This is a genomic window from Sinosporangium album, from assembly GCF_900100605.1.
In the GTDB taxonomy this organism is placed as follows: Bacteria; Actinomycetota; Actinomycetes; order Streptosporangiales; family Streptosporangiaceae; genus Sinosporangium; species Sinosporangium album.
The window spans coordinates 1,177-22,444 of record NZ_FNCN01000010.1; the positions used below are offsets into that span (position 1 = coordinate 1,177).

Consider the following 21,268-nt stretch of genomic DNA (forward strand, 5'->3'; position numbering starts at 1 on the left):
GTTTCGATGCTCACCGGCCGCGAAGGGCCGGTGCAGGTGTCCCCGAACAGGAAAAACGCTTCCGAGAGACGTTCCCCGCAGGCGTCGAGGAACCCGAACGTCACCTATGTCCCCGATTGCGCTTCGGAACCCCCGGCGTGTCGCATGAGCACTGGAGGTTCCTAGATCATCTAATGCTGGCACTCGCTCTCCCAGGGCTGCGACACCAAGCCCCCTCGGCCGGCCCTCACGCCCAAGCGGGAAAAGACGCTACGGCTTCGCTCCCGATTCTCTTGTCAAGCAACACAACCAGGTCGAACACACGGACCTACATGATCAACGGATCGCTGTGGGGAACCGGCTCCGCCACCCCAAGCCGATGAACCGCGGCGAACCCGTTCGCCGGAAGCCGGTAGATCCGGGCCGAGTCAGCGGACGCGTCCATTATGCGCGTCGAGCCGTCGAGCGGCGTCAGCAGCTTGGCGTCGTCGCAGACGATCTCAAACACCGACTTCTGCACCCTGTGGCCGTACTCCTCACAAAGCTTGGTCATCTCGCACTTAGGCGGGCAGGATCACGCCGGATATGCCGGGCCGGCACAGGCGACTGTACAGCAGACAAGGTATGCCTGGCCTGGGGCTTCACGTGCGGCCGCTGTACTGCCGTTAGTTGTGGATTGTTGGTTGCGGGGCCGGGGTGGCCGAGCGGGGGCGTCGCCGGTGAGGGGGTCGGAGCAGGATGCGTTGGATTATGAAGTATTCGGCCACGATTACGTTGCCTATCAGGGAGGCCCAGCCGCTGGCGGTGTAGATGTCTTTGAAGGTGAGCTCGGGGGTCAGTGGGAATAGTTGCAATCCGGTGATCAGGTAGACGCGCAGGGTCACTGCCGTGAATGTTAGTGCGTAGTTGCGGATCATCCATATGCGGTGCATGGTGATTTCGCCGCGGCGAATGTTGAGGAATGCCTGGGCCAGGGTGTAGAGCCAGAGTGCGGTGATCAGGTAGAAGGCGACTTGGAGTGCGAAACCGCTGAGTGAGACTGCGGCGGAGAAGAGTGCGGCGGCGGAGGCGGCGATGACGGAGGCCATGTAGATCTTGCCCAGGATCCGATGTAGTCGGGGGCGGCGGGCGCGTAATGCGGTGATGAATTGCAGTGGGCCGATGGCGAGGGCCAGGCCTCCGGGAACTGCGTGGACCGCGACGGATAGGTAGTGCAGGGTGACGTCGGGGTCGAGTGGCACGATGCTGAGAGCCGGGCCGCCTGCGAGGTAAGTCGACACGGTGTAGCCGGCGATGCCGACGGCGGCGACGGCCATCAGCCCCCACAGTGTCTGCCGCCGCCAGCGGCGGGAGGTGGAGTCGGTGTTTGTCATCGCGGCTCCTCTGTCGTGGGTGGGCACTTTTAAAGGCTCAAGGAAAATGGATGGGGGCGTGGGGAACGCTCGGTCTAGGCGTTGTCGACGGCTCTGGCCAGCAGTTGCATCGCTACGGCGACGCGGTGGCAGGTCCCTCTCATTGGAGGGGTGCGTCTTATCTGTGCCATCGCCGGCTTCGCCTCGACTCGCTCGGAGACTTCCTGTGCGGCAGGCGCTTGGGGTGCTTCTCACCATGCGCCGTTTATCCTTGCGGCAGCGTGGGATCAGCTCTCACGACTGCGTCGACCGGTCCCACACGTGCGCTATCGCGAGCGCCGGATCCGCGGCGGCGCCCTTGCCCCGCTCGATCCGGACGCGCTCGATCGTCTTGAATGCGCGCACGTGAATGCGCCGCTACGCAGAATAGCGAGATTCTCGGAGAGAAGAAACGGTCACCGGCTATGAAAAAGTCGCCATGTCTCGACTTCACGTGGAGACATGGCACGTCACACGGAGAGTATGCGGGCCTTTAATGGGGTGGCTGCGGCAGCGCCGCAGCCAGACCTTCACCATCTTTCCGCGAGCCCCGCTGCCGCCATGGAGGCGGCGCTACTCCGGGGCCATGACCGAGCCGCTTCTTCGCGTGTCGCGCGATGCAACAAGATCAATTTTGGTGCCCGGGGGTGCCGGCCGCTGCGCCGAGCCGGTTCGGCTCGGCGCAGCGGTTGTTCGGTTAACGGTGGCAGGGACAGCCGGCCGGCCGAATGGTGCGCGAGTGGCGAGAAAGCGGAGTGGAGGGTCGAACCAGGCGAGCGGCGAGGTGCTGCCCAGTTATCCGCACCTTGGCGTGGCGCGCCCACATCAAGGCGCTGCAAACGCTACCTGCGTTTCTCGCGATCCGCCACTTAAACGGGCAGAAATACATTCCCCTACTGCCGTTGACGAGGAATTGTCTTTAAGCTCAGACAAGGGTTTCCAGGACTCTCCCGGGTCTATGTTGACTATGTCCGAAACGCCAATGTGGGCAGCGATGGTGAATCCGGCGATGAGGTTTATCCGTTGTTCTCCCCGGCTGTGGTGCCGTCTGTCGATACGTGCTTCTCCCCCGGGCCTCGCGTCATCCGAGACACTAATGGCCGCTCGGCTGAATGCCCTCGCCGAGGCGGGCGGAACGCGAACGGCGGAGCCGGGCATCCGCCCGGCTCCGCCGTCTGCTGTCGAGGGGTTGCTACGCCTTCTGGCAGGTGCTGCCGTACCGGATACCAGGTGTCGTGTACTTCTTACCCTTGTAATGGAGTTTCAGGACGAACTCGCCGGTATCACTGCCCCGCATGGGTGCGGTCACGGAGAGACGGATCTGCTCGTTTTCGGCTCCCGTGAACTTGGCCTTGCCCGCGTCGCCGATGCGGGTCCACGTGCTTCCGACGAGCTTGTACCACTGGTAGCTGAACTTGGCGCGCGTGCGGTTGGCGGTGACCGTGGCCTTGGCGACGCGTGCCTGCAGTGTGTCGCAGTATTCGGGAGCGTTGTCCTCGGTCACGGTGACGACGGTGAGGTCGCGGCGACTGTTCGCGCAGAGGGAGCTGTAGTGGTTCGTCGCGGACACCTTGCCGTGGGCGGGCAGGCTGATGGCCACAGAGCCCGAGGTGGCCGCTTCGCCCTTCAACGACAGCGGGACGGCGGTGACGGTCTCGCGCCCGCCCTTGTGGTTCTCGGCGTCATGGCGGACCCCGACGGGCTTGCCATTGTGAATCCACTCGTAGGGGACCTTGCCCGGTCCGCGCCCGAACTTCACGTGCCCCTTCGCGTTGAGCTGCATGGGCCGCTCACAGGGAGAGTCCCAGGTTCCGGCGAACCCGATCTCGGTGACTTCGGCGATGGCGTCCAGCACGGGGGTGGGGGTCGGCACGCACGGGGAGCCGGTCGGGCTGGTCGAGGGTGTGGCGGTCACGGTGGGGGTGGGGGTCGGGGTGAACGTGCGGGTCGGCGTCGCCGTGGGCGTGCGGGTCGGCCTGGGGGGCCTGTCGTGGCCCCGGAGAGCGGCGACTCCAGCGGTCGTCGTCGGTGACGCGGAAGGAGTGGGAGTGACCACGCACGTGGGAGTGGGGGTCGCCGTGCTGGTGGGCGTGGCGCTGCCCGTGGGCGAGGCGGTACCGGTAGGTGAGGCCGTGTTGGGGGGCGTGGCGGTACCGGTGGGGGTGGCCGTGGCGGTGGGCGACGGGGTGCCGGTGACGGTCGGGGAAGGGGTGGCGCTGGGCGGGACGGTGGGCGTCTTCGACGGCGTCGGGGTCGAGGTCGCGCCGCCCTTGCCGCGCTCGCCGGCCGTGGTGTCGCCCAGCGAAATGGCGGGACCGTCGCCCGTCACAGTGCATTTGACCGAATACTTGGCCTTGCCGTACCGCTTGGGCTTGGCGCCCAGGACCTCTACGGCCTGCCAGCCCGTAGAGCTCTTGCGGAAGACGAAGGAGTCGGCCACTGAGACGGTCTTGCGTCCCTCGACCTTGAACGACCTCACCTTTCCGCGTGCGCCGTTGTCACGCACCCAGCGGTAACGGACGACACCCGTTCCGGCGGTCGTGAACGTGGCGCGGAACTTCACTTCCACCGGGCATGTGCCGCGGTAGCGCGGCGGCGTGGCCTTGACCTTGCCGACCGACGACACTTTGACCGCGGTCACCGTACTGGGCGCGGCGGCATAGGCGGGTACGGCGAGCGCCGGCAACGCGGGCGCGGCCACGGATAACGCCGCTGCGGCGCTCAACAACCATCGAGACGATCTCAAGGCGCATTCCTCTCTTAAAAGTCTCGATGATCCTGCACCAGGCATGACATAACCGCTATGGCAGATACCGGCTCTTCATCACCTTTGATGAGCAATGCGATGAATCTAAACATCACAATTCAGAAAATGTGATCAGATAGCCGCCGGACGACAAGCCGCAGAGCCGGACGAGGGGGCCGACGCGGGATTCTCCACCTTCCACGAAGGAAGTTACGGCCGACCATTATCAATCCAATACCGCCAAGGCCAGCTATCGGCCCGATGGGGGGCGGCGGCTTCGAGGTCGATGCCATCGGTCTCGTCACCCGGGTCGCGGAAGGACGCAGTGGATCACGGAAGGACGCAGTGGGTCACGGAAGGGCACGGAAGGACACGGAAGGAAACCGTGGAGCACGGTGGGGCACGAGCGGCATTCCCCCGCCGTGGTGCCCGTGGATCGCCAATGATCTCAAGGGGCATCGGGGGGATTCCCGCGACGGTCGCGGGCCGGTCGGCTTCCCAGGGGGGACGAGGAGAGGGCTTCCGCAGTGCCGTGCGTGCCACGTCGTTGGGGCACGCACACAGTGCAGTGAGCGGCGCTGCGCGCCGGGGTGTCGGGCTAGATCAGCCCGAGCATGTTCATGGCGGACGAGACTTTGAGGAATCCGGCGATGTTGGCACCGGTGACGTAGTCGCCCGGCTTCCCGTAGTCGGCCGCGGTGGTGAGGCAGATGTCGTGGATGCAACGCATGGTTTCGGCGAGCTTCTGGTCGGTCTCCGGGAACGACCATTGGGCGCGCGACGCGTTCTGCTGCATCTCCAGGGCGGAGGTGGCGACGCCGCCAGCGTTGGCGGCCTTGCCCGGGGCGAAGGCGATCTCGGCTTCTTGGAAGACGTTGACGGCCTCGGGGGTGCAGGGCATGTTGGCGCCTTCGGCGACGGCGATCAGCCCGTTCTTGACCAGTGCGATGGCGTCGGCTTCGCCGAGCTCGTTCTGGGTGGCCGAGGGGACGGCGATGTCACAGGCGACGTTCCACGGGGTCTTGCCCGCTACGAACTTCGCGGTGGGGACGGCTTCGGGGTAGGCGTCGAGTTTGCGGCGGCGGACATTTCTGATCTCGTTGAGCACGTCCGGCTGGATGCCCGCGGGGTCGTAGATGTAACCGCTGGAGTCGGAGCACGCGACGACGGTCGCGCCCATCTCCTGGAGTTTCACGATGGCGTGCTGGGAGACGTTGCCGCAGCCCGACAGGACGGCGGTCTTGCCTTCGAGGGACTGTCCACGCTGGGCGAGCATGGCTTCGAGGAAGTACACAACGCCGTAGCCTGTGGCCTCCGGACGCACGAGGCTGCCGCCGATGGGCAGGTCCTTGCCGGTGAGGGTGCCGGCTTCGAAGCGGTTGGTGATGCGCTTGTACTGACCGAAAAGGTAGCCGATCTCGCGTGACCCGACGCCGATGTCACCTGCGGGGACGTCGGTCTGGGCACCGATGTGCCGGTGCAGCTCGGTCATGTAGGCCTGGCAGAAACGCATGATCTCGCCGTCCGAGCGTCCGCTCGGGTCGAAGTCCGCCCCACCTTTTCCGGCTCCGATTCCAAGCCCGGTGAGCGCGTTCTTGAAGATCTGCTCGAAGGCGAGGAACTTGACGATGCCAAGAGTGACGGTGGGGTGAAAGCGCAGGCCGCCCTTGTAGGGGCCGAGCGCGGAGCTGAACCCTACGCGGAACCCCCGGTTGACGTGCGCTGCGCCGTTGTCGTCGGTCCATACCACCCGAAACATGCTCTGCCGCTCCGGCTCGCAGAGCCGCTCCATCAGCCCGGCGTCCCGGAGGGACGGGTCGCGCTGCAGCGCGGGCTGGATGGAATGCAGAACTTCCGCAACAGCCTGGTGAAACTCCGCCTCCGCAGGGTTGCGGCGGACGATGTCGCGATAGAGGGCCGTTGTGGCGGCATCGAGAGTCATCGGCACCGGTCCTTCCTGGTTGATCCGTGGAAAATGGTCACACCCGCAGGGTACGCTCCGCTGCGAGCATGACTGTGCACCGATGGGCGACCGGAACCGCCGGTCACCAGGGTGTCGGCCCGCCTGAGAAGTGATCGGGCCGCGGGCGAAGACGGGGATCATCGCGTCCGGCACGTTGTCGCAGGCTTCGCCGTTCAGGTGCGGGTTCATCACGATCAACCTGATGGTGCGCATCACTCCTATCACCGCATCAGGCGTGATATCGCTGATAGTGAGGCCGTTTGCCTGCTTCTTGGCGTTGTGTTCCAGTCGGCGGACCGATGGCGTACGGCGTGACCCGGGCGACCTCATCGCGGCCGATTCTTCCGGCCACGGCCTGCAGTACGTGGGGGTGCGTGAACAGCCGCTGGTAGAACGGATCTGTGGTGAGTATCACCGTCGAGGTCCGCGTCACTTCCGCCCGGGACTCCACACTCTCGGGCGCGGTGGGGTCGTGCGGTGAGCTCCTCAAGGAGAAGTGGACTCAAGGGGAAGTGGACGACCCACCGCCGCGATCTCGCTGCCGCTATCCCACCGCCGCGATCTCACCGCCGCGATCTCGCTGCCGCTATCTCGCTGCCGCTATCTCATCGCTTGTCGAGCTTCGCGAACACCCAGCGGTTGCTCGCCAGGGTGTCGTTGGGCTCGGGGAGCGGGCCGCGGCCGTGGTGGCGGGCGAAGTCGAAGGGGGTGTGGATGGCGGTGGACCAGCCCCGCGCCTCCAGGGAGCCGGCGGAGTCGGGGCGCGGCTCCCTGTCGAACAGGGCGAGCAGATCAACGCCGATCTGCTGTTTTGTCGTGGTGTAGACGGGGTTGGCGCGGACTTCTGGGGACTCTGTGCCGAGTTTCACCTCAAAGGCCAGCGTGCTGCCGTCGACACTCAGGTCATCCACAATGTGGATGAGACGCTGTTCGGCGGCCGACGGGAGATAGAGCAGCAGGCCCTCGGCCAGCCACGCGGTCGGAGCGGTACGGTCGAAGCCCGCGTTCACCAGCGACCGGGCCCAGTCGTCGCGCAGGTCGGCCGCGATCGGGCGGCGTGTCGCGGTCGGGGTGGCGGCGAGGCCGTCGAGCACACCGTGTTTGAACGCCAGGACGCCGTCGCGGTCGATCTCGTAGACGGTCTGGCCCTGCGGCCAATCGAGCCGGAAGGCCCTCGTGTCGAGGCCGGCGCCGAGCAGGACGACCTGCCGGATGCCCGCGCGGGCCGAGTCGGTGAGGAAGTCGTCGAGGACTCGGGTGCGCAGGCCGAAATAGCGGCCCAGCCTGCCCCACAAGGGGTTGGCGTCGCCGTACGGCACCTCCTCGGGGCGGGTCGGCCACGCCGTGGACGCCCTGGAGGCGCGGACGAAGTACTCGGCGAAAGTGTCGGAGGCGAGGGAATCGGGCCGGTGGGTCTCGATCGCCCGCGCGGCGGCCACCATGAGGGCGGTCAGACCGACGCCGTCTTCGACGCCGGTGCGCTGTGCGGTCGGCACGTGTCCTCCTCCTCCGCCGGTGGCGCCCATTCGTCGGCGAGGTGGTGGGTGGTGGTGTGAGCGCCGTAGACGGTGGCCATGAAGCGCAGGATGTCCGTGTCTGACAGGTGCAGGCTCGCGGTGCAGTCGGTGAGCACGGTGACGTGGAGGCCCTTTTGGAACGCGGTCCGCGCGGTGGAGTCCACGCAGACGTCGGTGTAGAGGCCCGCGAACGCGAGACGTCCGACACCGCGCTGGGCGAGATGCTGCTCGAACCCGGGGGCGAGGAAGGCGTCGAAGCATGCCGGCTTGGTGAAGACGGCCTCCCCCGGCAGAGGCGACACCGTGTGGAACTCCGCCCCCCATGAGCCGTCCAGGCACTTGGGGCGCTTCCCCAGCACCCGGTCGCGGCGCCGCCAGCTCGACCCCTGGTGTACGGCGTCGCCGGCGAACCTGACGAAGACCACGTCGATGCCGCGGGCCCGCGCCTGCTCGACGGCCAGCGCGGTGTTCGCCGCGACGTCGTTCAGCCTGGCCGGGTCGCCGGCGTATCGGGCGAGGGCGGTGGGCCCGGCGCAGAAGTCGTTCTGCAGGTCGACGACGACGAGGGCCGTCTTCTCCACAGGGCTCACGAGTCCCCCGCCAGGATTGGCCGCCCCTCCGGCTCCAGCGCGTCGAGCAGCGCGTCCACCACGGCGGTGGTCGAGTGCCGTCCGCCGAGGTCCGGGGTGCCGATGCCCTGGAGGCGGAGCGTTTCGAGGCCGCGCTCCATCATCCGCACCGCCCCGGCGCAGCCGGCGTGCCGCTCGGCGAGCATTGCCGCCGCCCGTACGGTCGCCACCGGGTTGACCGTGTCCTTGCCCTCCAGGTCGTCGGCCGAGCCGTGCACGGTCTGGTATTCGGCCAGTCCGTGCAGGGCGGGGTGCAGGTAGACGTTCTCGGTGCAGCAGTTCTCCTGCCGCTCGGAGCCGAAGCGGTCCAGCAGGATCACGTGCATGATGTCGGCCCATTCGTTGCCCGCGATGATCAGGGTGCGGGGGCGCGGGCCGCGTTCGATCAGGTTGCGGTTCACCGTGTCCGGCTGGCACAGCCGGATGGCGACGCCGTGCCGCGCGGCGCTCTGGGCCACCCACTCGTCGAGGGCGCCGTCGAGCAGGTGGAATTTGTAGGCCATGACGATCTCGTCGGCTCCGCCGTCCGGCCATTCTTGTCGCGCTCGCCGTACGGCGAAGGCGATGATCTTCTCGGTGATTTCCCGGCTGAACGTCATGGTGCGGACGAGGGCGCCGGGAACGTGGGTGTTCTCCCCGGTGTAGAAACCCTGGGCCGCGTCGCGGACCAGCAGCAGCGACGTGTCGGGGGCGGTGATGAGATCGATTTTCACCGCTTGGAGGCGCCGGCGGACGAGGTAGAGCGACTGGGCGTTGATCGCGGTGCGGAAGACGGCCGGGACTCCGAGGGCCGCCTGGGTGCGGCAGAACTCGGCGTAGTGGTCGGCGTCCTCCCGCGTGAGTTCGCGAGTCTGTTCGATCCCGGTGTCGGCCTTCAGCGATGAATACGAGTGGTAAAGCCTTTCCGATCGCGTGAGCTGGATTCCGACGTCGTATATGTCGTTGATCCTGGCCAGTACGCGCTCGAAGACGGCCGCGAGCTCGGGGCCCGTTCCCCGGCCGACGGCGAGTCCGATGACGGGTTCCACCTGTTCTCCCTTTCCGATGGCCGGGGCGTGAAGGCAGCGGTGCCGATCAGGCCGGGGTCTCGACCAGGCGGTCACCCGGAATTCCAGCTTTTTCCGGGTTGTAGTAGTCCTTGATTCCGGCGGCCCAGACGGAGACCTCGATCTGGTCGTCGGCGGACGGCTGGAACGCGTCGAAGAGCGCGTCGATGTTGGCCCGCTGGAAGCCGATGGCCGTCATGAGCGCCACGAAGCGGCTCCGCTCGATGAGGCCGTCGCCGTCCGGGTCGCCCAGTATGGCCAGCCCCTCGGCGAAGTCGTTGAGCGCCGCGTCGAAACGCTCGGGGGCGAGCACGCAGGCGGTGTATTCCTCGAAAGTGATCCGGCCGTCGCGGTTGGCGTCGAGTTCGGCGGCCAGGGTCGTCCAGTAGCGCCGGAAGGCGGCGATCATGGCCGCCTTGGCCGCTTCACCGGAGTCGGGGGACACGGCCACCACTCGGGTGGCCATGAGCTCGAAGTCCTCGGCTTCAAGAGCGCCGGTGCCGTCGGCGTCGAACAGGGTGAAAACCAGCTTGACTCGGTCGATGGCCGCTTGCTGCATTTCCCGTGCCTTTCTTTGGTCGCCACTCACGATGAAAGTCGCGAACGCTGCGGACGCTGCGAACACCGTGAACAAGGTTCAGACGAGAAGTACTATGCCAGACCATGACCAGCTCTTTGCAAGAGAATAGGCATTCGGACAAACGAAAGATATATCTACTATTCATCAGAGATTCAGGCGATTCACCCTGCCACTCCGCAGCACCGACCACCCAAAAGATCCGCAAAATACACTAATTACCGGTTCCTATGGAATTGGCCATCGATATCGCGAACACCGCTTAAATCCGTACCGGTCGGGGCGGGCCCGGTCGGGGCGGAGGCCGGCGCGACCGCCCTCCCCCGCCCTCGGCGCATGTCGGGTCAGGGACCGGTGATGGTGTTGACGAGTTCGCCGATGCCCTCGATGGCGACCCGGACCTCGTCGCCGGCGCGCATGAAGACGGGAGGCTTGCGGCCCATGCCGACCCCGGCCGGGGTGCCGGTGCTCAGGACGTCGCCGGGCTCGAAGGTGAAGTAGCGCGACATCTGCTCGATCAGCTGGGGGATGCCGACGAGCAGGTCGGAAGTGTGCCCCTTCTGCATGAGCCGGCCGTTCAGGGTCGTGGTGATCGTCAAGTCCGCGGGGTCGGCGATCTCGTCGGCGGTGACGACAACGGGCCCCATGGGGCAGAAGGTGGGGAACTGCTTGCCCAGCAGCATGTCGGTCCAGGCCCAGCGCCCTTCCTCCGGGGTGGTGGCCTTTCCGATCGCGATGAAGGCGTCACGGGCGGAGACATCGTTGATGATGGTGTATCCGCCGATGTAGTCCATCGCGTCCGCGGCGGTGACGGCGTGGCACGTACGGCCGAAGACCACGCAGAACTCGCCCTCGAAGTCGACCATGTCCGGTGCCGCGCGGGGAATCCGCACCGGGGCCCCGGTGCCGATCACGGAGTTGGAGGACTTGATGAACCACGCGGGCTTCTTCGGCGGCTCCTCCCCCATCTCCTCCACGTGCGACCGGTAGTTCGTGCCGGCGGCCACGATCAGGACGCGCTCGCCGAGAGGGGCCAGGAGGGCGACGGGCGGGGGAACCACCCAGCCCCGGGCCTCGGCCTGCCGGTCGTCGCCGGCGACATCCGCCAGCACACGCCGTACGGACTCCTGGTAGTCCTGCCCGCGCCGGAAGACGTCGGCGACGGTGGAGGGCGCCGCGACGCCGTGCGCGTCGAGGACGCGTGACAGGTCCACCACGCCGACGTCCGGAAGGTCGGCGCCGGGAGCCGGCCTTCCGGACGGGTCCATGTAACTGACGAGACGCATGAGGTTTCTCCAAGCTGGTGGCGCGCCGTCGGGCCGCGCCGGTGGGTGGGTGGTGCGGCGGACGGCCCCGCCCGGGGGCGTGGGCGGGGCCGTCCCGCATCGGTGCCGGATGCGGGGCCGCTGCTACATGAAGCTCTCCGGCGGGAACGAGCCCCACTCGTCCATCGACCGGTGGTCGCCGCCCGACCAGCGCTGGGGCGAGTAGTTCTCGTCGTCGAGGATGGTCTCCTCCTCCGAGGAGAACTCCATGATGTGCCCAACATGGTCGCGGAAGTAGATCGCGACATTGTGGCCGGGACCGTGGCGCACCGGCCCCCAGAGCACCTCGACGCCGTTCTTGGTCATCGACTCGTGGGCCTCGAGTACGGCGGGGCCGTCCTTGACGGTGAACTGCACGTGGTGCAGCCCGTCGACCTCGGAGCGCGCCAGCGCCAGGCAGTGGTAGAGCTTGTTGGCGCGGAAGAACACCATCAGCGGGGAGCCGTCGGGCAGCTGGATCCGCGAGCTTTCCATCAGGCCCAGCGTCGTCGCGGCGTAGTCGATCTCGGCGTCCATGTCGGCCGTGCGCATCACGACGTGGTCGGACGCGATCGGCGCCGGCGCCACGTTCGGCCGCCGTGTCGAGGCGGCCACCGGCACGTTCGGCGCGTGGCCGATCCTGAGCTCGATCGGGTGGCCGGCCGGGGTCTGGAAGCGCACGGTCGGTCCCGAGCGGAACTTCGAGGTCTCGTTGCCGCGGGTGATGGCGATGCCGGCCTTGGTCAGCGTCGCCGCCGCCTCCTCAAGCGCCGCCTCGTCGGTGACGATGTAGGAGATGGCCTCGATGCCCTTCACGCCGGGTGTGTAGACGAGCGAGTAGGCGTCCGGTCCGTGACCCGCCAGGTAGTAGCGGCCCTCCTCGTCGTGGCCGGCGTGCAGGAAGCCCAGCTTCTCGACGGCGTACTCGGCCGACGCGGCGGGGTCGGGGCTGAACAGCGTGACGTGGCCGGTGCGGTGGACGCCCAGCCCCTTCGGCTTCTGGATGGGGTCGCCGGTCTGCGGGATCTGCAGGAATGTGGATTGGGAGTCGACGGACATCGTGGTGCTCCAATCGGTGACGGGTGCGATGTCTGGCATGTCGTTGTGCTGGGTGGATGTTGTGCTGGGTGGATGGGGTGCGGCCGGGTCAGCCCGCCGTACCCGCGGTTTCGATGCCTTTGGTGACGGCCTTGATGGACTCGGCTCCCAGAACCGAGATGATGCTGGCGATGTCCTCCTCGCCGTAGCCCTGCGCGCAGGCCTCCTCGCAGATCTTCAGGGTGGCGCTCAGCAGGGGCATCGTCGCGCCGGCTTCGGCGGCCGTGGCCTTGATGGCGTCCATCACGTCGACCATGCCGGCGACGGTCCCCTTCACCGGGCGGAACCGGTTCTCGGCCATCATCGGTGCGCGGACGTTGAACATGGTCGACGCCGCGGCGGACGGTTTGATCCGGTCGATGACCTGCTGCAGGTCCAGGTCCATGGCCTTGGCCAGCGCGATCGCCTCGGCGGCGACCGCGGTGTGCACGGCGACCAGGGTGTTGGCGACGAACTTCATCTTCGACCCCGAGCCGAACGCGCCGGTGTAGACGATCGAGCCCAGGGCGGCGAGCGCGGGGCGGACCCGTTCGAACTGGGTCTCGTCGCCGCTGGCGAACACCACGGCGCGGCGCTCGGCCACCATCGGCGGGGTGCCGCTGACCGGGGCGTCGAGCATGGTGATGCCGTTGGCCGCGAGGACGTCGCGCGCGGCTTCCTTGCGGCTGAGGGCCATCGCTCCGATGTCGACCACCAGGACGTCGGAACGGCCGGCTGTGAGCAGCCCCTGCTCGCCGCTGATCACTGTGTCGAGCGCGTCCGCGGAGGTGACGCAGGTGTAGATCACGTCGACGCGTTCGGCGATCTCTTTCGCCGAACCGGCGGCCTTGCCGCCGAGCGCCTCGAAGTCGGCCATCGAGCCGCGCCGGTAGCCCCACACGGTGTAGCCGTCGGCGATGAGATTGGCCGCGAACGGCAGGCCGATCTTGCCGGGTGCGATGAGACCGACGGTGGGCCCGGAGCCTGGTGTCGTCACGGGAATGCCTCCTTGCGGTGCGCGCCGTTCACGCGGGGGGTGTTTGCGCCATCGGGGTGTGTCATCGGGTGTGTCATCGGGTTGGGCCGGGTCGCGCCATCAGCGCAGGTGGTAGGTGCGGTCTGAGAGGTCGACGGCGATGTCGATCCGGCCTTGGTGCACCTGCCACTCCTGGACTCGGAACGACCGGGCGCCGCTGCTGTGGAAGGGGTCGCCGGCGGCGATGGCGGCGGCCTCGCCGGTACTCGTCGCGCGGACGATCAGCATGCCGCTCGGGCCGGGGTTGCCCGAGACGTCGAGGAACGGCCCGGACATGAACAGCGTGCCCTGCTTTTCCAGACCGGTGAGGTAGTGCAGATGCGCCGGGATCTGAGCGGGGAGCTCGTCGGGCCGGGGCCCGGCGTCGGAGAAGATCACGAAGAGCTGCTTGTTCAGCGAGCCCGCGGTGGGGTTCGGCTGCGGCGCGGAGCTCTGCGTGGTCATCCCCGCGCGCCCTTCTCGGCGGCCAGTTCCATGATGCGGGCGTTGCCGTCGTTCCACAGCAGGGTCATGGTCACCGCGTCGATCCGCCAGCCGGATCCGGCGCGGACCAGGCCGAAGGTGTATGTCCCGTTGGTCGAGGTGGAGGGGCTTCCGCCGGGGTTGGATAGCCGTATCTCGACCCGGGCGTGGACGACGCAGCTCGCGTGATCGCCGTTGACGGTGATGTGCGGCAGCGACAGGAAGTGCTGGGAGGCGTCGGTGTGCACGAGTGTGGCGTTCCACCGGGCGGCGAGGTCGTCGGGGCCGAGTTCGGCGGCCGGGCGGCCGTTCACCGACTCGTAGTTCCACGTGACCCGTTCGGCGAGGCGGTCGACGGCGCCTTTGATGTCCCGCGTGTCCAGTGCGAGGACGAAGCCCGCGATCGTGTTCTCGATCTTGGCACGTTCCAACGCGTAGTCGGTCTGCGATTCGAGGTTGGTCACTCCGCCCTCCCCGGGTGTGTGCCGATGGCGATCACGCCTGCCGCGGGCATGACCGCTCCTGGTAGAAACCGAGTGCCTTGAGCACGGGGATGTCGGTGTGCGAGAAGAGGACGGCCGGCTCGTTCTCGGTGTTGATGTGTTCGTGCACCGACCATCCCGGCACCGCGAAGGTGTCGCCCTGCGACCAGTCGAGCACCTGGCCGTCGACGATCGTCCGGCCGCGTCCGCGCACCACGTGGTAGATCGCACTGCTGGTGTGCTGGTGCGCCTCGGTGTGCATCCTGGCCGGCAGCGCCTGGATGTAGGCGCCCATGGTCGGCATGATGGAGCCGCCGCTCCTGGGGTTGGTGAACTCGAAGATGACGCCGTCGGTCGGCGAGCCGCTCCACTCGTCGAGCGCGGACTTGAGCACCTGCTCGGTCACGCTCCACGGATAGTTGATGATGGGCGAGTACGGCTTGTCCCACGCCTGCCAGGCCGGGTTCAGCCTGCTCGCGGCGTAGAGCCGTTCGGTCGAGTCGGCGGGGCGCAGTTCGTCCTGCACGTTCTCCGGCCCGTCGACGAAGAAGTTCGCCTCCAGCTTGTTGATCAGCGGCAGGTCGAGCCCGTCCATCCAGATCATCGGCTCGTCGCTGTAGTTGCCGTGGTCGTGCCAGGCCCAAGACGGGGTGAGCACGATGTCGCCGGGGTTCATGTGCGCCCGCTCGCCGTCCACCGCGGTGTAGGCGCCCGAGCCTTCGATGATGAACCGGAACGCGGCGGCGGCGTGCTTGTGCATCGGGGCGATCTCGCCCGGCAGCACGAGCTGGATCCCGGCGTAGAGGTTGTTGGCGGTTTCGACCTCGGGCGCCAGACCCGGGTTGATCAGCATGAGGACGCGTCGTTCGGCGTCCTCGGCGCTGATCAGCCGGCCCGCGGTCATCAACTGCGCGCGGATGTCGTCATAGCGCCAGACGTACGGCACCGCACGGCTCTTCGGCTCGCCCGGCAGCAGTCGCGGGTTGGTGTTGCGCCACAGCGGTTCGACGTTGAACGAGTCGAGGGCGGCGTAGTAGCGCTCCGCGTCGGCCTCGGCGGCTTCGCCGTACACACTCGTTTCTTCCATGGACTGAGTCACGCGTTCTCCTCCTGACTACTCACTTGTCCTGCTCGGCGGCCATGCCGTGCTCACCAGGTCCACCGGTTCACCAGCCGCGCTTCACGACGGGAAGGCTCAGTTCGCCCAATCCGTCGATCTCGGCGCGCACGACGTCGCCGACCTCGATCGGGCCGACGCCTTCGGGGGTCCCGGTCGCGTAGATGTCGCCTGGGCGCAGCGTCACGACGTTGCTCGCCTGCTCGATGAGCTCGCCGATGCCCACGATCAGGTCGCGGGTGTTGGCCTGCTGGCGCAGTTCGCCGTTGACCCACAGTTTCAGGTCGAGGTCGCCCGGGTCGGGCACCTCATCGGCGGTGACGATGAACGGGCCGATCGGGGTGAAGGTCTCGAACGACTTGCGCATCGTCCGTTCCTCCTGCCTCTCGCCCTCGGTGCGCAGGGTCAGGTCGAGCAGGATGACGTAGCCGAAGATGTGGTCGGCCACCCGCTCGGCCGGCACGCCGCGGGCAGGCTTGCCGATGACGATCCCGAGCTCCACCTCGTGGTGGAAGGCGCGGCCCGGCATGGGGGGCAGCTCGATCGCGTCGGACGGCCCGGAGATCGACCCGGAGCTCTTGACGAAGAAGCCCACCTCACGCGGGGATTGCAGCGCCTGCGCGTTGGTCGGCCGATACTGCGAGGTGCTCATCTCGGTGACGTGCGCGTGGTAGTTCGCCGGTGCGGCGAGGAGCTGTCCGGGGCGTGGGACCGGCGGCAGCAGTGTCACGTCGGCGAGCGGGAGCTCCTCCGCCGAGGCGAGCGCCGCCCGCAGCGGCGCCTGCAGTTCGTCGAAGTGCTCGATCAGTTCGTTGATCACGTACGGCGTGCCGTGCCACCGGCTGTCGACGACATCGGTGACATCGCGTACGGCTGCGCCGTCGACGATGCCGATGCGGTACTGATCGAAGAGTGCGATACGCATGGAGCGGGTGTTCCTTCGTGGTGTGAAGTCGAGGCGGTGTGCCGGCCGGTCGGTGAGCCCCGGGCGGTCAGTGAGCCCGCGGTCAGTGAGCGCCTTCCGGCGGCGCGGGCGGCGGGGGCGCCCAGCCGGGTGAGACGCCTGCCGCGTCGAGCAGCTTGGCGGCGGACTCACCGGCCCGCCGGCTGAGCTCGGCCGCGTTCACGCCGACGAGTTCGCCGTCGCGTTTGACGGCCTTGCCCGCGACGAAGACGGTGTCGACGGTCTGCCGGCTCGCGTGGTGGACGATCGAGGCGACCGGGTCGAGCACCGGGGCCATCGAGATGTGGTCGGTGCGGATCATCACGATGTCGGCCTGCTTGCCCGGCGTCAGGCTGCCGGTGGCACGTTCCATTCCGAGTGCGCGGGCGCCTTCGATGGTCGCGAATTCGAGCACGTCGCGGGCGGACAGGTCGAGCAGCCACGGGTTGACCGAGCTCTCCAGCGCACGCTGGTTGGCGAGGCCGCGCGGCACCGCGAGAGCGAAACGCATCGCCGTGAAGGGGTCGCCGCCGACGGCCATGCAAGTGTCGATGCCGATGTTCGGTCTGATGCCGGCGTTGAGCAGTTGGGTGATGGGCGGCCAGCCGTGCCCCATCGCGGATTCGTCCTCGGGGGTCACCGAGGCCGAGACGCCGGCGTCGGCCATCATCCGGAACTCTTCGTCGGTGAGCAGGTTGCAGTGCCCGAAGATCAGGTCGTCGCCGAGGAGGCCTTCGCTGTGCAGCCTGGTCACGTTGGGCCTGCCGTACGGATCGAGCACGGCCATGCCGATGTGGGTGTTGATCCGCAGGCCGAGTTCGCGGGCGAGCCTGAAGTCGGCCCGCACGATGTCCATGGGCGAGGAGTCCGGCCCGCGTACGGCGAGGCCCATGGTGACCAGGCCCGAGTCGGAGGCGAAGTATCGGCCGCGGACCCTGCGGATCTCGGCCTCGTTGCTGGGTGTGGTGCTCTTGAAGGGCGGCGACAGGATTTCCAGCTGTTCGGCCATCGTCCCGCCGTACCCGAAGATCGCGCGGATGCCGGTGCTCTGCAGTGCGCGGACGGCTTCGTCGGTGTGCTCGGGGGTGGACTGGTTGTGGGAGTAGTCGAAGACGGCCGTGACGCCGGAGTCGAGGGCGTCGTAGGCGCCGAGGGTCGTGCCGAGTGACATGTGCTCGGGCGACATGCGCGGGCCGAGCATGCCGAACATGGTCGTGAAGTACTGGAACAGCGACCAGTCCGCGGCGAGTCCGCGCATGAGCGCCTGGAAAAGGTGTCGATGGGAGTCGATGAAGCCGGGGATCACGATGTGCCGCGAGGCGTCGACGATGTCGGCGGCGCCCTCGGCGATGTCCAGGTGGGGGCCTATCGCGGTGATCGTGCCGTCTTCGATGAGCACGTCGCCGACCAGGTCGCCCATGGCCGGGTCCATCGACACGATGTGGCCGCCTCGCAGCAGTGTGCGGGTCGTCGTCATGCCGGTGGGGCCTTGTGCTGAGCGGAGTTCATCCTGAAACGCCTCCTTAGGACACCGGTCTGATACTGTTCTGTTCTGCATAGCAGAATAGGGGTCCGTGATGCGGAACACTATGTGCGCACTTTGGGGCTGTCAAGGTTTCGGGAACGTTAAGCGCGGTGGTCACAGCACCGCACCGCACGGCCCCTTCTGCTGCGAACGACAGGCGTCCACCTACTGGAGCCGACACAATGCCTCGATCACGGACACGTACTGAGGAGGAGTGCTAAATGACCGTCCTGGACAAGAAGGCGGACGCTTCCACCCCCAACTACCCCATCGGCTCGGTCGACAAAGCGCTACGACTCCTACGAGTCCTCTCCGAGGACCGGGAGCTACGGGTCTCCGATGCCAGCCGGGAGATCGGCGTCGCCCGCTCGACGGCGCACCGGCTGCTGGAGATGCTGCAACTCCACGGATTCGCCCAGCAGGACCCGCTGACGCGCGCCTACGCGCCCGGCCCGGCGCTGCTGGAGATCGGGCTGGCCGCGCTGCGCAACCTCGACATCCGGGAGATCACCCGGCCCGTGATCGAGGCGTTGGTGGAGGAGGTCCAGGAGTCGGCTCACCTGGTGATACTGTCCGGCACCGAGATGTTCCTCATCGACGCGGTCGAGAGCAAGCAGGCGCTGCGCGTCGGCACGCGGGTGGGCGGCCGGGCCCCCGCATACGCGAGCGCCGGCGGCCGGGCACTCCTGGCGGAGCTGCCCGACGACCGTGTGATATCCATGTTCCCGAACGAGGAACTGGAGCCGGTCACCCCGGAGACCTTGACGAGCCGCACCGAGCTCATCGGCGAGTTGGCGAAGGTGCGCGAGCGCGGGTTCGCCGTGTGCATCGCCGAGGTGGAACTCGACGTCGCCACCGTGGGCGCGGTCATCCCGAACGGCGACCGCCTGACTCCGGCGGCGATCACCATCTCGATCCCCCGCTTCCGGGCCTCCGAAGACGACCTCACCCGCCTGGGACACGCGGCGATGCGGGCCGCGCGCCGCTGCGCGGGCGCGGCCTGAGCCCGGGCTTCCCGTCCAGACGCTAGATCCTCTGTCTCCTTCCCCAGCACAAAGTTGAAACCGCGCGAACTGCGCTAGGCACGGCATCGGAGGTGGTCGGTCGTGGTGATGAGTGCCGCGTCGGCTGGTTCACAAGACATGGACAGCCCGCAGAGGGACGCGCTGAAGACGCTTCAGGCGGTCGAAAGCCGGGTGTTGTGGCTGTCGACGGCGATCATCGACCAGGCGAACCGGGTTCGCCCCAACCCGGACGGGCTCAAGGTCGGCGGCCACCAGGCGTCCAGCGCCTCCATGGTGTCCATCATGACCGCGCTGTGGTTCCACCACCTCGGCGCGGGCGACCGGATCTCCGTCAAACCGCACGCCTCGCCCGTGCTCCACGCGATCAACTACCTGCTCGGCGAGCTGGACGAGTCATACCTGAGCAGCCTGCGCGCCTTCGGCGGCCTGCAGAGCTACCCCAGCCGCTCCAAGGACCCCGATCCGGTGGACTACTCCACCGGATCGGTCGGCATCGGCGCCACCGCCCCGATCTGGGGGGCGATCGCCCGCCGCTACGTGGACGGCCGCTTCGACCGGGTCGGCCAGGGGCGCCAGTTCTCGCTGCTCGGCGACGCCGAACTCGACGAAGGCGCGATCTGGGAGGCCGTCCAGGACCCCATGGTCGCCGACCTCGGCGAGATCGTGTGGATCGTCGACCTCAACCGGCAGTCCCTGGACCGCGTGGTCCCGGGCATCGCCGCCGACCGGCTGCAGGGCATGTTCGGCGCCGCCGGCTGGCAGGTGCTCACCCTCAAGTACGGACGGCTCCTCAACGAGCTGTTCGCCCGCCCCGGCGGCGACGCACTGCGGGTGCGCCTGGACTCCATGGGCAACCCCGAATACCAGCGGCTGCTGCGCTGCGCCCCCGCCGAACTGCGCGACCGCCTGCCCGGCGGCGGATCGACCCGCGAGCCGATCGCCAGCCTGATCGCGGAACTGGACGACTCCACGCTCTACGCCGCCCTGCGCAACCTGGGCGGCCACGACTTCGGCGCCCTGCTCGACGCCTACGCGAGCATCGACGACACCCGCCCGACCATCATCTTCGCCTACACGGTCAAGGGGCACGGGCTCGCCAGCGAAGGCCACCCGCAGAACCACTCCTCTCTGCTGACCGAGGGGCAGATGCGGGAGCTGGCCGCGCGCATGGGCACCGACGTGGACGCCCCCTGGGGCCGTTTCCCGGACGGCAGCGCCGAGGCCGCGCTGTGCGCCCGCGCGGCCGAACGGCTTCGCCGTACGCCCGCGGCCGGGCAGCAGGCGGCGGCCGTGCCCACCGACATCGGGCGCACCCCGTCGGGCACCGGCAGCACCCAGCAGGCCCTCGGCCGGGCCCTGCTCGACCTCACCCGGCAGGCCCCCGAGGCGGCGGCCCGCATCGTGACCGTCAGCCCCGACGTCAGCTCCTCGACCAACCTGGGCGGCTGGATCAACAAGGTCGGCATCTGGTCGGCGTCCGAGCGCGTCGACTGGTTCGCCGACGACGCCGAGACGATCCTGCACTGGCGGGAGCGCCCCACCGGCCAGCATGTGGAGCTGGGCATCGCCGAGACGAACCTGGTGGGGCTCCTCGGCGAACTCGGCACCACCTGGAGCCGCTGGGGGCAGCCGCTGCTGCCCATCGGCGTCGTGTACGACCCGTTCGTCAACCGCGCCCTGGAGCCCTGGTCGTTCGGGATCTACGCCGGCGGCCAGTCCATCCTGGTCGGCACCCCCTCAGGCGTCACCCTCGCCCCCGAGGGCGGAGCCCACCAGTCGATCACCACTCCCTCGCTCGGCATCGAGCAGCCGGGCTGCACCAGCTACGAGCCGGCCTTCGTGCTGGACACCGAGTGGTGCCTGCTCGCGGCCCTGAACCGGCTCGGCAGGCCGGACGGCGAGTCGGCGTATCTGCGCCTGTCCACCCGCCCGGTGGACCAGACCCTGGCCGCCGTGCCCGCCGACCCGGTCGCCCGCGAACGGCGCCGCCGCCAGGTGGTCGCCGGCGCGTACGCGCTGCGGCGGCACGAGACGCCCAAGGTGACCATCGCCGCCATGGGCGCCCTCATCCCCGAGGCCGTGGCCGCCGCCGACCGGCTGGCCGCGCTCGGCATCGGCGCCGACGTCGTCTGCGTCACCAGCCCCGACCTGCTCTTCCGGGCTCTCCAGGCGCGCCGCGGCCTCGCGGAAGGGTCGCACTGGATCCTCGACCAGGTCTTCCCCGCCGACCGGGGCACCCCCCTGGTCACCGTCCTCGACGGCCACCCCCACACCCTGGCCTTCCTGGCCACGATCAACAACGTGCCCGCCACCACCCTCGGCGTCACGAAGTTCGGCCAGTCGGGAACGATCCAGGATGTCTACCGCTACCACGGCATCGACACCGACAGCATCGTCGGAGCGGCCCTCGACCTCACCGACTGACAGGCTTCGACAAGGGACCCGTCCC

Annotated in this window: 18 protein-coding genes; 2 read left to right on the forward strand and 16 right to left on the reverse strand. The window is 68.1% G+C overall.

What is annotated here, in order from left to right; genetic code table 11:
• Window positions 1-307: 307 nt before the first annotated feature.
• The 16 genes from cas2 to BLQ73_RS12415 form a co-directional block, all read right to left on the reverse strand.
• Entirely contained in the window at window positions 308-532 is a 225-nt protein-coding gene (gene cas2 / locus BLQ73_RS12330) for a CRISPR-associated endonuclease Cas2 (protein WP_093170568.1), read from the reverse strand.
• Between the two features lie 112 nt (window positions 533-644).
• The gene (locus BLQ73_RS12335) at window positions 645-1,352 is read right to left on the reverse strand and encodes a DUF2306 domain-containing protein (RefSeq protein ID WP_093170569.1); all 708 of its coding nucleotides are present in this window, start codon (window positions 1,350-1,352) and stop codon (window positions 645-647) included.
• Between the two features lie 1,210 nt (window positions 1,353-2,562).
• Window positions 2,563-4,116, reverse strand: coding sequence for a hypothetical protein (locus BLQ73_RS32350; RefSeq protein ID WP_176955399.1), 1,554 nt, complete (start codon window positions 4,114-4,116; stop codon window positions 2,563-2,565).
• A 598-nt stretch (window positions 4,117-4,714) separates the two neighbouring features.
• Window positions 4,715-6,058: an NADP-specific glutamate dehydrogenase gene (gene gdhA / locus BLQ73_RS12350; RefSeq protein WP_093170724.1), complete on the reverse strand. Its 1,344-nt coding sequence runs from the start codon at window positions 6,056-6,058 to the stop codon at window positions 4,715-4,717.
• A gap of 626 nt (window positions 6,059-6,684) precedes the next feature.
• Window positions 6,685-7,575, reverse strand: a complete 891-nt coding sequence (locus BLQ73_RS12360; RefSeq protein WP_245691030.1) for a class I SAM-dependent methyltransferase — start codon at window positions 7,573-7,575, stop codon at window positions 6,685-6,687.
• A complete protein-coding gene (locus BLQ73_RS12365; RefSeq protein ID WP_093170573.1) occupies window positions 7,530-8,186 on the reverse strand; it encodes a cysteine hydrolase family protein in 657 nt (218 codons plus the stop codon). The genes BLQ73_RS12360 and BLQ73_RS12365 overlap by 46 nt, the downstream gene beginning before the upstream one ends.
• Complete coding sequence (locus tag BLQ73_RS12370; RefSeq protein WP_093170574.1) at window positions 8,183-9,253, reverse strand: isocitrate/isopropylmalate family dehydrogenase; 1,071 nt, start codon at window positions 9,251-9,253, stop codon at window positions 8,183-8,185. The genes BLQ73_RS12365 and BLQ73_RS12370 overlap by 4 nt, the downstream gene beginning before the upstream one ends.
• A gap of 46 nt (window positions 9,254-9,299) precedes the next feature.
• Complete coding sequence (locus BLQ73_RS12375) at window positions 9,300-9,830, reverse strand: EF-hand domain-containing protein (protein ID WP_093170575.1); 531 nt, start codon at window positions 9,828-9,830, stop codon at window positions 9,300-9,302.
• 362 nt (window positions 9,831-10,192) lie between these two features.
• Window positions 10,193-11,134, reverse strand: a complete 942-nt coding sequence (locus BLQ73_RS12380; RefSeq protein ID WP_093170576.1) for a fumarylacetoacetate hydrolase family protein — start codon at window positions 11,132-11,134, stop codon at window positions 10,193-10,195.
• 123 nt (window positions 11,135-11,257) lie between these two features.
• A complete protein-coding gene (locus BLQ73_RS12385) occupies window positions 11,258-12,250 on the reverse strand; it encodes a VOC family protein (RefSeq protein WP_218125809.1) in 993 nt (330 codons plus the stop codon).
• A gap of 49 nt (window positions 12,251-12,299) precedes the next feature.
• Window positions 12,300-13,226 (reverse strand): NAD(P)-dependent oxidoreductase, encoded by a 927-nt coding sequence (locus BLQ73_RS12390; protein ID WP_093170578.1) that lies wholly within the window; start codon window positions 13,224-13,226, stop codon window positions 12,300-12,302.
• Window positions 13,227-13,325: 99 nt separating this feature from the next.
• Window positions 13,326-13,709 (reverse strand): YciI family protein, encoded by a 384-nt coding sequence (locus tag BLQ73_RS12395; protein ID WP_093170579.1) that lies wholly within the window; start codon window positions 13,707-13,709, stop codon window positions 13,326-13,328.
• Window positions 13,706-14,191, reverse strand: a complete 486-nt coding sequence (locus BLQ73_RS12400) for a nuclear transport factor 2 family protein (RefSeq protein WP_093170580.1) — start codon at window positions 14,189-14,191, stop codon at window positions 13,706-13,708. The genes BLQ73_RS12395 and BLQ73_RS12400 overlap by 4 nt, the downstream gene beginning before the upstream one ends.
• 31 nt (window positions 14,192-14,222) lie before the next feature.
• Window positions 14,223-15,308 carry a cupin domain-containing protein gene (locus BLQ73_RS12405; RefSeq protein ID WP_218125810.1) on the reverse strand — a complete coding sequence of 362 codons (1,086 nt, stop codon included), beginning with the start codon at window positions 15,306-15,308 and terminating at the stop codon, window positions 14,223-14,225.
• A gap of 67 nt (window positions 15,309-15,375) precedes the next feature.
• Window positions 15,376-16,251: a fumarylacetoacetate hydrolase family protein gene (locus BLQ73_RS12410; RefSeq protein ID WP_093170582.1), complete on the reverse strand. Its 876-nt coding sequence runs from the start codon at window positions 16,249-16,251 to the stop codon at window positions 15,376-15,378.
• An 82-nt stretch (window positions 16,252-16,333) separates the two neighbouring features.
• The gene (locus BLQ73_RS12415) at window positions 16,334-17,746 is read right to left on the reverse strand and encodes an amidohydrolase family protein (RefSeq protein WP_093170583.1); all 1,413 of its coding nucleotides are present in this window, start codon (window positions 17,744-17,746) and stop codon (window positions 16,334-16,336) included.
• A 269-nt stretch (window positions 17,747-18,015) separates the two neighbouring features.
• On the opposite strand from BLQ73_RS12415, the gene BLQ73_RS12420 reads away from it, so the two are divergent.
• Together BLQ73_RS12420 and BLQ73_RS12425 are read left to right on the forward strand one after the other, a co-directional pair.
• Window positions 18,016-18,798 (forward strand): IclR family transcriptional regulator, encoded by a 783-nt coding sequence (locus BLQ73_RS12420; protein WP_093170584.1) that lies wholly within the window; start codon window positions 18,016-18,018, stop codon window positions 18,796-18,798.
• 138 nt (window positions 18,799-18,936) lie between these two features.
• On the forward strand, window positions 18,937-21,243 hold the full coding sequence (locus tag BLQ73_RS12425) for a transketolase-like TK C-terminal-containing protein (RefSeq protein WP_093170585.1): 2,307 nt from the start codon (window positions 18,937-18,939) through the stop codon (window positions 21,241-21,243).
• The last annotated feature ends 25 nt before the right edge of the window (window positions 21,244-21,268 follow it).